The organism is Streptomyces sp. NPDC101151 (assembly GCF_044768335.1).
Classification (GTDB): Bacteria; Actinomycetota; Actinomycetes; order Streptomycetales; family Streptomycetaceae; genus Streptomyces.
Genome location: NZ_JBIWPP010000075.1, coordinates 1 through 13,070 on the forward strand (window position 1 = coordinate 1; position 13,070 = coordinate 13,070).

Here is a 13,070-nt window from a genome sequence, read left to right on the forward strand (position 1 = left end):
TGTCCTACGAACCCTTCACCGCCCCGCTCGACCTCCTCGGCATCCCCCGATGACCAACGGAAACACCCAAGAAATCCGACTTTGCAAGAGCCCTGGTGCATGGCCAGTGCGGCGAAGCCGCTCGACGGCCTGCATGAGTTCCGCCGGCCCCACCGAGCCGAGGCCGTCTGATCGGCTTCAGGGACACGCCACGCAGAGGGCCGATTAATGAGCTCCCGACAGACGACCTCACCACCGGGCACGTGCTCCGTGTACGACCTTGGAGTACGACGCACGTGTTCATCGGATGGTGGGCGACCGAGACCCATGACGTGACGGTCATGGACGACACCGGCAAGCGGATCGACCGGTGGGAACTGCCCCACACCGGGGAAGGGTTCGCCAAGACCCTCGCGCGGCTGCGCAAACACGGCGATCCCGCCGATCTGCCCGTCGCCATCGGGACGTCCAAGACCTGGCCGTCGGATGGCGTCCCGCCCGGTGGTGTAGGGGATCAAGACACCGGAATCCGCAGGCCAGGGACGGTGGTTGCGCCCAATCTGGTGTCCAACTCGCCTTACCGGCACGCTTCGTGGTGTTGGCTTTCCGCAGAGATCGCCATGGGCCTCGAACCGGAACGCACAGAGCTTGATCCCCTGCACCACTCCGCGGGAAACGACCGGCCGTCGACCGGCTGCCGGCCGCCGGGCACCCGATCGTGCCTGTACACCGAACGCCTTCCACGCGATGCGGGCGCGTTGGGGCGCCTCCAAGGCCAAGACGGACGCGGGCGACAGCACGAAGCTCGCCGATTACCTGCGGACCGACGGCCACCTGCTGCCGAGGCTGGAGCCCACCGAGCAGGCCACGCTCGACCTGTAAGCCCTCACCCGGCAACGGGCCGACCACATCGAGGCCAAGGTCGCCGCCGTCAACCAGCTCGCCGCGCTGCTCGATGAGCACTGGCCCGGCGGCAAGGCCGTCTTCTCCAACCTCGACAGCGACATCGCCTCGGCCTTCCTGGAGCGATACCCCACCTCGGCCAAGGCCGCCAGGCTCACCGCCGGGCGCCTCGAAGCCTGGTGCAAGCGCCGCGGCTACTCCGCGGCCGGCAGCCCGGCAGCGGCCAGATCGAGCGCCTGCGCGCCGCCCCGAAGGCGGCCTCCCGCCTCAGTAACGCTGTTGTCGATCAGCTCGTCCGTGTCCAGGTCCAGCCGGTGCAGGGGACACGGGCGACCATCCGCACCCTGGACATGGCCATCGCCGAGGCCACCGCAGCCCATCCCTACACACCGCTGTTCGCCACCATGCCACGCATCGGTAAGGTCAGCCTCGGCCAGGTCATCGGCGCGATCGGCCCGATCCTGGAACGCGCTCAGACCTGTGAACAGCTCATCGCCCAAGGCGGCGTCGTCCCCGTCACCCGAGCCTCGGGCAAGTCCCGCACAGTCGCCTTCCGCTTCGCGGCCAACCGCAGAGCCCGCGTCGCCCTGACCACCTTGCCGACAATAGCCGGCACGGCAGCGACTGGGCCGCCAAGATCTACAACGACGCCCGGGCCCGCAAGAAGACACATCCGCACGCCGTCCGCATCCTGGCCCGCGCCTGGCTGCGGGTGATGTGGGCCTGCTGGCGCGACGGCACCTGCTACGAGCACGCCGTCCACCAAGCCAACAGCAAGATAAACACAGCTGCCGACACACCTCTGACGGCATAGAGGTTGACTCGGGAAACTCCTGCCGCGACCGGGCAAGAAGAAGGCGCTGGTCGCCCTCGAGCACTCACTCCTGACGGCCGTCTGGCACACACTCACCGCCGACGCCCCTTTCCACGACCTCGGCGCCGTCCACTACACCTGACACGACCCCGAGCCCACCCTCCGTCGCATCACCAGCCAGGCCAACGCCCTCGGCCCCACCGACCGCTTCGAACCCATCGGAGCCTGAGGACACCAACCTGACCGACTTTATTGTTCGGACCAGGCTGCCCGCTGAGGCAGTACCTCAGCCGGTCTCACACCCTCGACGATCGTTCCCCGCACCAGCTGGCGCCGGGCGGTGGTGTCCTGCGACGTGGTGCAGGTGATCAAGGGTTACGCGTTCCGGTTCGGAGTCGCAGCGATCTTGGTGGAGGTGACGGCTCACGAAACGTGCGGGTGTGGCGAGTTGGGCACCCGACCAGCAGAGCCGGCGCCCCTCACCTGTGGATTACGGTGTCTTGATCACCGACACCACGCCGAGATCGGTCTGGACATGTCCGCCTTCCCGTCCTCGGCCCATCTCGCCTCCTGGGCGGGGCTCTGCCCGGGCAATCATGCGTCGGGCGGCAAGCGCAAGGGCGGCCGCAGCCGGCCCGGGCCGAAGTGGCTGAAGGCCACGCTGACCGAGGCGGACGCCGGATCGCCCTGCCGGCGATCCGGCTCCGCTCCGCAGGCATCCGACCCCTCCCCGACCTGAAGACCGGGACATCCTCGAAGGTTCCAGGTGGAGCCCCACGGCCCCTCACCGCCAGCGTGCCGGTGCACCGTACTGGGGCCGGCCATCCCGATGCCGTATCAACGAAAGCGACCACCTTGACCGGAGCCGTTCTTGGGCAGACCGCGGCTGAAGGCACTCGCCACCCATCGGGCCGCTCTCATCATTCCCGCAGGCTCCCACCGCACCTGCAGGCGGCCCGGGCCTCGGCCTTCCAGCTCGACTGTGACTTGGTGTGGCGCCATGCCCCGGTGATATCTGATGCAGGAGGCCAGCGGCTGGAGGCCCACAGGGGCCAGCAGTGGACCGGTGTTGGACACGCCCTGCTGTTCAAGGCGCAGCAGGGGGCGGCGTACGCCGTCCAGGCCGCCCAGGGGAAATGGGACCGCCGCCAGATCGAGGGTAACCCGGCCTTCGAACACGCCCGCCCGGACGGGAGAAAGGTGGAATGGCGCCGCCAAAGGACGCTGAACGACAGCACAGAGCAGGGTCGCCGACTGCAGACCGACACAAAGGCGCAGCCCGGGGTCGTACATACGGATGCCCAGGTTGATGCAAGCACCCGATCCGCGCACAACCTCCACGATCTCGTGGCGGAATTGCGCACTGCCGAAGGAGCGGGAGTGCAGATCGGAGACGTCCAGTTCGCGGCGCGCTTCCTCCGTTTCCGGGATCCGCTCGCCCCAGTACGCCCGTCCATCGACATCAGTGGCCGTATGTCGGGGTGCGGCTGCACGGCCCAGGTCCCGCGACGCAAGCTGCGCGTCAGCCAGACGACGGTCACGGATCAGCTGGAGGACGACGCGCTGTGCACGCGGCAGGCGAGCGTACACACCCGCGCCCAGAGTTGCGAGGTAGGGGTTGACCAGGTCCGCGAAAGCAGTGAGCCACTGTCCGTCCCGGAACGGCAGGTCACGGACGTAGCCACTGAAGTCGTACCTGAGGAATTGGTAATCCCTGTCCTCCCGGAGCGACTCGTGGCAGCTCGCGGTCAAAAACGCGTGAACTAGCTGCTGCACCTGGATGAGGTCACCGACGTCTCCCAGCCGCTGGGTGGCTTGGATATCCGTCTGCGGTGCGGTGTGCCAGCGGTACACCGGCTCCGAGATAATAGTCAACGCCTTGGCCATGCAGTACGCCTGAGCCGAAAACAGCCGGGCCGCATAGCGGATGCCCTCGGGGAAGAGCAGACCGTACCGGTGGAGAAAGGTGCGCGCATACATATTGCCGACCGAGAGGTGCGCCCGGATTAGCCGGGGGTCGCTCTCAATGCCATCGAGCGTGCGACGCTCAGCCACCAGCTGCGGCATCCATACCGAACTCTGTCCACTGCCTGCCCGAATTCGCTCCACCGCGCCCATGGCAATATCGCTCTCCTGCTCCCTGTGTGCGGACAGCAGCAATTCCACGGCTCTGAAAGGGAGTTCGTCGCCGCTGTCCAGGAACATCAGATACGGCGCACGGGCGATCTCCATAGCATGGTTACGGGGCGCACCGTACCCGCCGCTGTGCTCCTCCAGGCGGATCACGCGTACACGGGGATCCTCACCTGACAACTGCCACGCGATATCCGTCGTCTCATCCGCTGAGCAGTCGTCGCTGATGACGATCTCGAGATTGGTGTGGGTTTGCCGCTGCACGGAGGCGACAGCACGGGAGAGACGTTCGGCGTCGTTGTGGACATTGATCACCACGGTGACGTCCGGGATGCTCATGCAATTGCCTCCAGCGGCTTCCGGTCTGGACAGAGCCCATGCCCGGCGGCACGGGCGGCAACGTGTTCGCCGTCCTGGTCGGTGAGTGATCCATGGACGGTCGGATCACTCAAGGTGGGTCCGGCGCCTGCAGCGGGAGTCGCCAGTGAATCTCGCCGTCGGCCCTGGAGCCTAGACCGGCAAGCAGCGACAGAGAAAAGAACACGCCGAAACGCAACGGAATTGGAGGATCTTTGACAAAATCCCACATCAGCCCGAGCAGAGGGACGCCAGCCGCCGCAGCGGTCTCACTCCCGTGATCTACATGCGAAAAAGACTCCAGCCAAGGCATTTTGAAATGGGTTCTGAGCCTGATGACATACACCAGGGCTCGAGCAACGACGGTGGGAAGATACCTTCCGACTGAATCGCAACCGGAGCACCTGCCCCTCACTTCGCGCAGGCTCGGATGAACCGTCAGTACAACCATGACTGACAATCATGCGAGCGGCAGCAAGTCAGAGGATACCCCCAGGCGGCCCGAAGCGCGGTGGACACGGCTTAGCCAGTGGAAGCGCTGGGCGGAGGACGGCCATCTCGACCCACGGCTGATATTCAGGCGGAAGGAGTCTGCTTCTCGACAATACCGGTAGGGTGGCGAATCGCGCACCGCGGCATGGCCGGACCCTGCCCCTCTCGGATGACATGATCATCCGCCTGGTCGGATCGCTGGAGAGCCTGCTCGTGGATACGCCGCAGTACGGGGTTTCCACGTCTCGCCGGAGATCATCAGTCAATGCGTGTGGCTGTACCACCGGTTCGAAGCGCGGACATCGGCGTCTGGGCGCAAGTCTTCACCATCCGCCGCAGGCAGATCGGGACTCGCCGAGGCCAGGTGCTCCTCCAGCCACACGGCAAACGGCACACTCTCAGATGCGGTCATCGGTCTCCCTTCAAGATCTTCGTCCGTTCTCGAAGGATCGACCGGTGCCCGTCTCAATTTTTCGACACAACACGCCCCTGCTGCGACGCGCCACGCCGTTAGATCACTTCCCTGGACGCGACCCGTCGCTGCTCGAGCAGGCCGTGGTCAGCGTGGTGGCCACCTGCTACCTCCTGGGTAGGAGGCCGAACCGCCCGTACCCTTCGTGGTTTCTACAGCTCGACATGGCGGGCGCCGAACACTGGAGGCAAATACCTCGTGCTGATCGTTCAGCGTCCCTCGTTGACCGAAGAGGTCGCCGACGAGTTCTGCTCCCGGTTCGTGATCCAGCCGCTGGAGCCAGGCTTCGGCTACACACTCGGCAACTCACTCCGCCGCGCCCTCCTGTCATCGATCCCCGGCGCTGCTGTCACCAGCATCCGCATCGACGGTGTCCTGCACGAGTTCACCACAGTGCCGGGCCTCAAGGTGGACGTCAGCGACCTCATCCTCAACATCAAGCAACTGGTCGTGAGCGGTGAGCAGGACGAGCCGGTCGTGATACACCTGCACAGGCAGGGCCCGGGTCTGGCCACCGCCGCCGACATCGCGCCCCCGACCGGCGTCGAGGTGCACAACCCCGACCTGGTCCTCGCCACGCTCAACAGCAAGGGCAAGCTGGAGATGGAGCTGACCGTCGAGCGCGGCCGCGGCTACGTCTCCTCCGCGCAGAAGAAGCAGGTGGGCCGCGAGATCGGCCGTATCCCGGTCGACTCCATCTACAGCCCGGTGCTGAAGGTCACGTACAAGGTCGAGGCCACCCGTGTCGAACAGCGCACCGACTTCGACAAGCTGATCGTCGACGTCGAGACCAAGCAGGCCATGTCTCCCCGCGACGCCATGGCCTCCGCCGGCAAATCCCTGGGCGAGCTGTTCGGCCTGGCACACGAGCTGAACATCGACGCCGAGGGCATCGACATGGGCTCGTCCCCCACTGACCCCGCCGAGGCCTCCGACCTCGCGCTGCCGATCGAGGAACTGGAACTCACCGTCCGCTCCTACAACTGCCTCAAGCGTGAGGGCGTCCACTCCGTGGGTGAGCTCATTGCCCGCTCCGAGTCCGACCTCCTCGATATGCGCAACTTCGGTGCCAAGTCCATCGACGACTCCGTTGCTGAATTGCCTGCGGCGGTCTGGGGCTGTTCGGCATGATCGTCGGTGCGGTCGTTCTGTCTGCCTCGGCCGCAGGGGGTTGGGCGGTGTCCATGCGGCCTGGGGGTCTGCCGCCCATTCCGGAACAGACGGTGCGTACGGCCCGTGCCGCCTTCCCCAAGGGAAGTCTTCCTATGCGGGTCCGCGACCACCTGGCCGAGGTCTTCGATGACGCGTTGTTCGCCGGGGCGTTTCCCGGTCGTGGTGCTCCTGCCCAGTCCCCGGCGCTGCTCGTGACTGTGCTGCAGTTCACCGAGAACCTCACCGACCGGCAGGCCACGGAGGCGGCGCGGGACCGGCTGTCCTGGAAGTACGCCTTGGGCGCGGAGCTGTCCGATACCGGCTTCGACTTCTGCGCGTTGTCGAGGTTCCGTGCCCGGCTGGCCGGTGACGGGATGGAACAGATGCTCTTCGACCGGCTGTTGGAGCACTGCCGCGAGGCCGCTGGTCAAGGCCGGTGGCAGGCAGCGTACCGACTCCACCCATGTGATCAGCGCGGTCCGTGACCTGAACCGCACCGAGCTGGCCGGGGAGAGTGTACGGGCGGCGCTGGAGGCTCTGGCGGTGGCGGCACCGTCCTGGCTGGCCGGGGTGATCGACGTCGCCGAGTTCGCCGAACGCTACGGGCCGCGCGTCGATGGCTGGACGATGCCGTCGTCGAAGACCAAGCGGGAGCGGCTCGCCCAGGTCTTCGGCCAGGACGCGCTGGCCTTGTGTCGGGCCGCCTGGTCCCCCGGCGCCCCGGTGTGGATCCGTGAGAAGCTGTTGTCGTACCGAATGTGAACGACGAGTTTCCGCAGGTGAGGTATAGGTTCAGCCTCGGTGAGGCAGGCTCGGGCCGTTGGTTGTTCTCGTCGGTGGAGGTGCCGGGATGGCGTCGGTCGTGGGGCCGCGTTCGTCGCCGACATCACCGCCCTGCTCGGCGAACTGCCGAGCCGGCCCTCGCACCACCGGGTGATCGCCCGCAATGACCCCCTCCACCTCCGCTATGCCCAGGACGCTGGCGCCTACGAGATCAAGCACGAGGCGCGCTACCAGACCCTCGCGACCAACCCTCGCCAGGGCAGATCGCCCACGTGGACGGCCGGCACCGCAAGCACGCCAGCCTCGAGCCCAAAATCCGCGATCAGAGGGCTTCCGGGATCGGCCTGTTGCCCTCGTGCGAGCTGAACCAAACGCCGCCTGACTCACCGCCACGACCCTCGCCGCCGCCGCTGCCGCTGCCGGGTCCAACTCCTCGCCCTGGACGGCGAGATGGCCAGGGCCATTTGAAGACGGTGCGCTACCGCGTTCTCCACGCGCCCGCCCGCCTCGTCCGCGGTCGGCGGAAACGACGCCTGAAGCTTCCCGACACCTGGCCCTGGGCTGACATCATCATCCGCGCCTTCCGGCGCACCCTCGCTCTGCCGCACCCCACGACCGGCACGAACGATCACATCGAGCGCCGAGAGGGGGCCACCGGCAGGCCCCGGGCCCGTGGAAGGTGGCGTCATCCGGCACGCCAGCCGACCAGTGCCCCTGACCGGCCCCCGTCCCCGGACAGGGCACGCGACATCACGAACGCAAGATCAACCGACTGCCGCTGTGAAACAACGAGGCCGGCCCGCACGCCGCGACCATCACGTCATATCAACGCACTCTGCACTGCCGCTGGCTGATCCCTGCACAAGATCGCCAACAGAGCCAGGCCGTTTCTAGCCCAGGCGGTCGAATATCTCCCCTCGATCGAGCCGTTGCCCAGACCTGCATGATGTACCTGGTAAGCCTTGTCCCGTATACCACGTGCCCGGGCGGAGTGCAACAAAGTGCCCGTTGCACAAGCCCTTCCATATGGTCGACACCAAGGAGACCGCGCGATTCATAGAGATGGTCAAGCCCTGAGGAAGCAACGATCCAGCGGCCGCCTTCAGGGAGACTGCATTCAACGGTCGCCTTGGCGGTATACCGCCGCTGACCACCCACCAACCTGGATACACCGTCTGGGAGTACCTGTGGCCGTTCGGGGCTGGCCAAATGCTATCCGCACGCCCGGCCATCGGCTGGAGCGCCTTGGCGGGACGGTTCGCCGGAAGCCTGTGCGCATCACTTTCCTGTGGCGTGAGACATACATCGCGATGGTTGTCTATCTGACGCTTTCCGGCCTGGGGTTCGCTGTCCTTTTGCTGCTCAACCGGTATCTCGGCTACGGGGTGACGAGTCTGCTGCGCCGCTGGGACGCGGTGAATTACCTCGCCGTGGCCGCGCACGGCTACCCCGACCACCTCGTCTACCGTGCCGACGGGGCCCCCGACTTTAACACTCTCGCGTTCTTTCCTCTGGTCCCTACGCTGATCCGCGGGCTGCACCTGGCGGCGGGTCTGCCCGTGGAATACGGGGGCATGCTGGTGTCGTGGGTGGCTGGGGCGGTCGCTGCAAGCGGAGTGCACACACTCGCTCGGGCCATCATCGGATGCCGTGCTGCGTTTGTGTGCGTGGCGCTGTGGGCGTGCTCGCCGTACGCGTTCGTGCTCTGGATCCCGTATTCGGAGGCTGTTTTCACGGCTGTGCTGATGTGGGCGCTCGTTGCGCTGTTCGCGCGGCGCTGGGGGACGGCGGGACTCTTGTGCGCGCTTGCCGGAACGGTACGTCCCACCGCAGTGGTGCTTGTCGGGGTCGCTGGCCTGGCGGCGATGGCGGCGCTGATGGCTCGCCGCGACGGCTCCCGGCCGCTGGCCACGTTGGCGATTGCCCCGTTGGGGGTGGTCGGCAGCTGGCTCTTCCTCGGCAGCAGGATCGGCTCGGCCACCGGATGGTTCGAAGCGGAGAGGGCGTGGAACCAGTCCTTTGACTTCGGCAGGGCCACCCTGATCGCCCTGCGCGACGCCGCTGGGGCGCATTCGCCGGACGTGCGGTACACGGCCGTGTTCACAATGATTGCCGCGGCTGCCATCGGTACCGCCGCTTTGAGCGTGGACCGACGCGTGCCCTGGCTCTTGGTACTGCTGGTCGCGAGTGCTTGGGCGCTGATGATGGGCACGTCGGGCGCGCAGTACTCCAAGCCCCGCTTCATGCTGCCGTTCTTGCCGGTCCTGCTGCTGCCACTTGCAGCACCCCTGAGCCGGGTTCATTGGCAGCTGCGCTGGCTCGTTTACGCGAGCGGCGCGGTGTTTGCCGGCTGGTACGGGACGGGCCTCCTCGTACAGCCCGTGGCAGCTCCCTGACCTGAGGTCCCTCGCGCACGAGCAACCCTGGGGCTCGGCCCAACATCACTTGTCTGGAGATCGTGACGGAAACACGCGCGTGGCACGTATTCTCGCGTCTGTCCCTTGACGGCGGAGCCCTCTCTGTCAGCCTTGGGTGAGACGCCCCGCTTCGGCGGGTTAGTCTGAGAGGGCACGACAGGAGAACCACCCCTCATGACCAGCACCATCCCCGCCGGATCCGACCCGGCTCCCCGGCCGAAGCGCCGCACGTTCAGTCCCGAGTGCAAGCTGCGGATCGTGGCCGAGTACGACGCTGCTCCCAAGAACGAGAAGGGCGCGATCCTGCGCCGCGAGCGGCTGTACCACTCGCATGTGAAGGAGTGGCGGGCTGCGCGGGATGCTGGGGCGCTGGAGAAGCTGGTCGACAAGCGCACGAGCCCGGCGAGGCCGAAGAAGCCGGCTGCCGAGGCGGAGAACGAGAAACTGCGCCGTCAGGTGGAGCGTCTGGAGAAGGAACTGGCGCGGAACAAGGCGGCGCTGGAGGTCATGGGAAAAGTACCCATGGCGGCGCTGCGCGCCGGCACCGTGGCGGGATGAGAATCCGGGGCGCGTAACGGCCTCTGGCCGGTGGTCGGTTGGCTTCCATGCGCGGGTTGAGTGCTCTGTCGCGCCGCTCGCATGCTGGTGGGGTGTGGTCCGGGCAGACGTCGGTGACGCTTGGTATCCACGAGTCCGGGGAAAAGTATGACGCTGGGGCTTGAGGGATTGTTGACTGCTGCTGCGAGCGCGAATCTCAGACTCTTTGGATCAGTAGGCCCCTTCCGGGCGGCACGTTGATGGGTGCTGTCAGGGAGGAGGCCGGGGATGCAGGTGCTCTTCGAGCGGTGTGCCGGGCTGGATGTGCACCGGGACACGGTGGTGGCGACGGTCCGCTCACCGGGGCAGCGCAGGGGTTCACGGGCGACGGAGACCCGGACGTTCAAGACGACCGTGCGGGCGCTGGCCGCTCTGGGTGACTGGCTGGCCTGCGAGGGGGTGGAGCTGGTCGGCATGGAGGCGACCGGGGTGTACTGGAAGCCCGTCTTCGCCGCGTTGGAGGGGCGGTTCACCTGCTGGCTGGTGAACGCGGCACATCTGCGGAACGTGCCCGGCCGCAAGACCGATGTCGCCGACTCGGTGTGGATCGCCCGGATTCTGGAGTGCGGTCTGGTGCGTCCGTCGTTCGTGCCGGTGCAGGAGTTCCGGGAGCTGCGGGATCTGACGCGGGCGCGTACGGCGGTGTCCCAGGAGCGGGTGCGGGTGATCCAGCGGCTGGAGAAGGTGCTGCAGGACGCCGGGATCAAGCTGACCTCGGTGGCCTCGCAGGTGTGGTCGAAGACCGCGCGGGCCGTGCTGGAGGCGCTGCTGGACGGGGTGACCTCGCCGGTGGAGCTGGCCGCGCTGGCCAAGGGACGGCTCCGCTCGAAGCGGGAGGCCTTGGAGGAGGCCCTCGAGCACCGCTTCCGCATCGAGCACCACGGCGTCATCGTGCGCGGTCTGCTGGCGCATATCGACGGGCTGGAGCAGCGGCTCGACGCCTACGATGCGGAGATCGCGATCCGGCTTGCCCCGCACCAGGAGGTCCTGGAGCTGATCCAGACCATCCCCGGGGTCGGGGCGAAGGTCGCCCAGGTGCTGATCGCCGAGATCGGTCTGGACATGTCCGCCTTCCCGTCCTCGGCCCATCTCGCCTCCTGGGCGGGGCTCTGCCCGGGCAATCATGCGTCGGGCGGCAAGCGCAAGGGCGGCCGCAGCCAGGCCCGGGCCGAAGTGGCTGAAGGCCACGCTGACCGAGGCGGCCTGGGGCGCGGTGAAGGCCAAGGGCACCTACCTGCTCGCGCATCACATGCAGATCAAGGGCCGGGCAGGCGGCTTCAAGGCACTCGGCGCGACCCGTCACGACATCGTCGTGGCCCACCGGCACATCGTCCACGACCGGGTGCCCTACCGGGAGTTAGGCCCCGACTGGGCAGCGAGGCGGTTCAGCCCCGATCAGCGCGCCAGGCGGCTGACCGCCCAGCTCGAAGCACTCGGCTTCGAGGTCACCATCGAACCCGCAGGGACCGATCCCGTCTGAACCGGGCCCGGGACACGCACGGCCTCCCCGCGAGGCCGGACTCAACGATGCCCGCGAGACTCTGGATTCACATCTCAGCTTCCGCGCTCTTGGAAATGATCTCCGAGGGCGCGGACTGACGCGCGCCGCCGCCCCGGTCGCGGACGATGCCTTTGGCGGCGTCGAGCGCGCGCTGGGCATCACCGCCGCGTGCCGGCTGACCGACCGCTCGCGTGCCACCCACTACCGCAGGCTGCGGCCCCCAACGGAACGAAAGCCCAGGAAACCGCAAGTCCAGCCCTCGGCTCTGACGGACGAAGAGCGCGCTGCGGTGCTGGAGCTGATGAACGGCGATGAGTACGCCGAGCTTGCGCCCGCCCAGATCTGGGCCCGCGAGCTGGATGCCGGGCGCTACCACTGCTCCGTCTCCACGATGTACCGGATCCTGCGTGAGAAGGACCAGTCCGGCGAGCGCCGAAGACAGGCCACCCACCCCGCCCGGACAGTGCCGGAGCTGGTGGCCACCGGCCCGTCGCAGGTGTTCACCTGGGACATCACCAAGGCGGCCGGGCCGGCCAAGGGGATCTGGTATCACGCCTACGTCATCATCGACATCTTCAGCCGCTACATCGTCGGCCACACCGTGGAGGCGGCCGAATCGGCCGAGCGGGCCGAAGAGTTGATCCGCGAGACCATCGCCCGCAACGGGGTCGTGCCCGAGACCGTGCACGCCGACCGGGGCACGTCGATGACGAGCAAGAAGGTCTCCCAGCTGCTGATCGATCTCGGGGTGGCGAGATCGCACTCCCGGCCGAAGGTCTCCAACGACAACCCTTACAGCGAGGCCCACTTCAAGACCACGAAGTACATGTCCGACTATCCCGAACGGTTCGACTCGCTGGCCCACGCCCGCGAGTGGTTCGCTTCGTTCATCGCGTACTACAACCACGAGCACCGGCACTCGGGCATCGGCTGGCACACACCCGCCTCCGTGCACTTCGGGACCGCCGAAGAGGTCCGCGACCAGCGGGCCGTCACCCTCGCCGAGGCATACGCTCGCCACCCCGAACGCTTCGGCCGCCGCCCCCGGCCACCCCAGATACCCCAGACCGCCTGGATCAACGACCCGGCCAAGCGCCACCAGCCCGCACCACAAACCTCATAGCGTCACGACCGTCTCACTGGACTTGAAATCTTCCGCCCCGACGGTCTGGCCGTGCTGCTACGGCCCGCCAGTACGAAGCGTGACCGTCCAGTGCGGCTGGCCGCAGACGGGAAGAGCGCCCGGGGCTCGCGCACCCGGACGCGGACCGCGGCTCATCCTTTGGCCGTCATCGACCAGGACGACCAGGTCGTCGCACAGCTGCGGATCCCCGGCAAAACAAATGAGGTCCCCTGCCTGCGCGAGGTGCTCGGCCAAGAAGGCCCATTACCTGCTCATCGTGAAGCTCAACCAACCCACCCTGTACGGCCGTTGTCGCCATCTGCCCTGGCAGGAGGCCACTGCGAAGT

Annotated in this window: 10 protein-coding genes and 1 pseudogene; 10 read left to right on the plus strand and 1 reads right to left on the minus strand. The window is 67.1% G+C overall.

Translation table 11 applies throughout. The features are described from left to right. Nucleotides 1–726 precede the first annotated feature (726 nt). From ACIRU3_RS46255 to ACIRU3_RS46265, 3 genes are all read left to right on the plus strand, one after another. Entirely contained in the window at nucleotides 727–861 is a 135-nt protein-coding gene (locus tag ACIRU3_RS46255) for a hypothetical protein (protein ID WP_404070264.1), read from the plus strand. Between the two features lie 371 nt (nucleotides 862–1,232). Next, nucleotides 1,233–1,598 (plus strand): transposase, encoded by a 366-nt coding sequence (locus tag ACIRU3_RS46260; RefSeq protein WP_404070266.1) that lies wholly within the window; start codon nucleotides 1,233–1,235, stop codon nucleotides 1,596–1,598. Between the two features lie 513 nt (nucleotides 1,599–2,111). Next, a complete protein-coding gene (locus ACIRU3_RS46265; RefSeq protein WP_404070280.1) occupies nucleotides 2,112–2,435 on the plus strand; it encodes a transposase in 324 nt (107 codons plus the stop codon). A gap of 98 nt (nucleotides 2,436–2,533) precedes the next feature. Here the strand turns inward: ACIRU3_RS46265 and ACIRU3_RS46270 are convergent, their stop codons facing one another. Next, a complete protein-coding gene (locus tag ACIRU3_RS46270; RefSeq protein WP_404070268.1) occupies nucleotides 2,534–4,168 on the minus strand; it encodes a glycosyltransferase family 2 protein in 1,635 nt (544 codons plus the stop codon). A gap of 1,180 nt (nucleotides 4,169–5,348) precedes the next feature. Between ACIRU3_RS46270 and ACIRU3_RS46275 the strand changes: the two are divergent. The 7 genes and pseudogenes from ACIRU3_RS46275 to ACIRU3_RS46305 all read left to right on the plus strand — a co-directional run. Then, nucleotides 5,349–6,251, plus strand: a pseudogene (locus ACIRU3_RS46275) (DNA-directed RNA polymerase subunit alpha); the annotation flags it as partial. Nucleotides 6,252–6,415: 164 nt separating this feature from the next. Beyond that, a complete protein-coding gene (locus tag ACIRU3_RS46280; RefSeq protein ID WP_404070270.1) occupies nucleotides 6,416–6,787 on the plus strand; it encodes a transposase in 372 nt (123 codons plus the stop codon). After that, nucleotides 6,768–7,064 carry a hypothetical protein gene (locus tag ACIRU3_RS46285; protein ID WP_404070272.1) on the plus strand — a complete coding sequence of 99 codons (297 nt, stop codon included), beginning with the start codon at nucleotides 6,768–6,770 and terminating at the stop codon, nucleotides 7,062–7,064. The genes ACIRU3_RS46280 and ACIRU3_RS46285 overlap by 20 nt, the downstream gene beginning before the upstream one ends. A gap of 1,292 nt (nucleotides 7,065–8,356) precedes the next feature. After that, a complete protein-coding gene (locus ACIRU3_RS46290) occupies nucleotides 8,357–9,481 on the plus strand; it encodes a hypothetical protein (protein ID WP_404070274.1) in 1,125 nt (374 codons plus the stop codon). A gap of 195 nt (nucleotides 9,482–9,676) precedes the next feature. Beyond that, entirely contained in the window at nucleotides 9,677–10,060 is a 384-nt protein-coding gene (locus tag ACIRU3_RS46295; protein ID WP_404070276.1) for a hypothetical protein, read from the plus strand. A gap of 267 nt (nucleotides 10,061–10,327) precedes the next feature. Beyond that, nucleotides 10,328–11,698: an IS110 family transposase gene (locus tag ACIRU3_RS46300; protein WP_404070278.1), complete on the plus strand. Its 1,371-nt coding sequence runs from the start codon at nucleotides 10,328–10,330 to the stop codon at nucleotides 11,696–11,698. A gap of 59 nt (nucleotides 11,699–11,757) precedes the next feature. Continuing rightward, nucleotides 11,758–12,723 (plus strand): IS3 family transposase, encoded by a 966-nt coding sequence (locus ACIRU3_RS46305; protein ID WP_404070282.1) that lies wholly within the window; start codon nucleotides 11,758–11,760, stop codon nucleotides 12,721–12,723. Nucleotides 12,724–13,070 lie beyond the last annotated feature (347 nt).

Coding starts and splice junctions, on each gene's coding strand:
- ACIRU3_RS46255 (WP_404070264.1), top strand. CDS start 727: ATGCGGGCGCGTTGGGGCGCCTCCAAGGCCAAGACGGACGCGGGCGAC.
- ACIRU3_RS46260 (WP_404070266.1), top strand. CDS start 1,233: ATGGCCATCGCCGAGGCCACCGCAGCCCATCCCTACACACCGCTGTTC.
- ACIRU3_RS46270 (WP_404070268.1), bottom strand. CDS start 4,168: ATGAGCATCCCGGACGTCACCGTGGTGATCAATGTCCACAACGACGCC.
- ACIRU3_RS46280 (WP_404070270.1), top strand. CDS start 6,416: ATGCGGGTCCGCGACCACCTGGCCGAGGTCTTCGATGACGCGTTGTTC.
- ACIRU3_RS46295 (WP_404070276.1), top strand. CDS start 9,677: ATGACCAGCACCATCCCCGCCGGATCCGACCCGGCTCCCCGGCCGAAG.
- ACIRU3_RS46300 (WP_404070278.1), top strand. CDS start 10,328: ATGCAGGTGCTCTTCGAGCGGTGTGCCGGGCTGGATGTGCACCGGGAC.